This window comes from Mesorhizobium sp. M1D.F.Ca.ET.231.01.1.1, assembly GCF_003999155.2.
Taxonomy (GTDB): domain Bacteria; phylum Pseudomonadota; class Alphaproteobacteria; order Rhizobiales; family Rhizobiaceae; genus Mesorhizobium.
In genome coordinates this window covers 1-432 of sequence record NZ_RZOZ02000065.1, presented here as the reverse complement: position 1 = coordinate 432, position 432 = coordinate 1, and the positions used below count along the sequence as shown (strand labels likewise).

At 67.1% G+C, this 432-nt stretch carries 1 protein-coding gene; it reads left to right on the top strand.

The genetic code is table 11. From position 1 onward, the window contains the following. The coding region (locus tag EN874_RS32275) for a TonB-dependent receptor (RefSeq protein WP_210238592.1) at positions 1-432 on the top strand (432 nt) is incomplete at both ends.

Here is a 432-nt window from a genome sequence, read left to right as displayed (position 1 = left end):
ACCCAGCGCTGGTCGGTGCTCGGCGGCGTGCGCTACACGAACTACGAGCAGCACGGCTACTCGACCACCGGCGCGACCACGTCGACGTACAGCCAGAACGGCGTGGTCACGCCGACCGTCGCGGTCATGTTCAAGCTCGCGCCGACCACGACCTTGTACACGAGCTACGTGGAGTCGCTCGAGGCTGGCACGGTGGTCGGCGACACCTATGCGAATCGCGGCGAACTGCTCAAGCCGTTGCGCAGCAAGCAGTACGAAGTGGGCATCAAGACCGAGCATTCCCGCTGGAGCGCGACGGCCGCGCTGTTCCGGATCGAGCGCGGCGCGGCTTACGCCAACAGTGCGAACGTTTATCCCATCGCTTCCCAGCAGCGGTGGCGTCGCACAGGCGAGCTACCGCCGCTCGTCCGGCACGGGCTCGGTCAGCTCGGG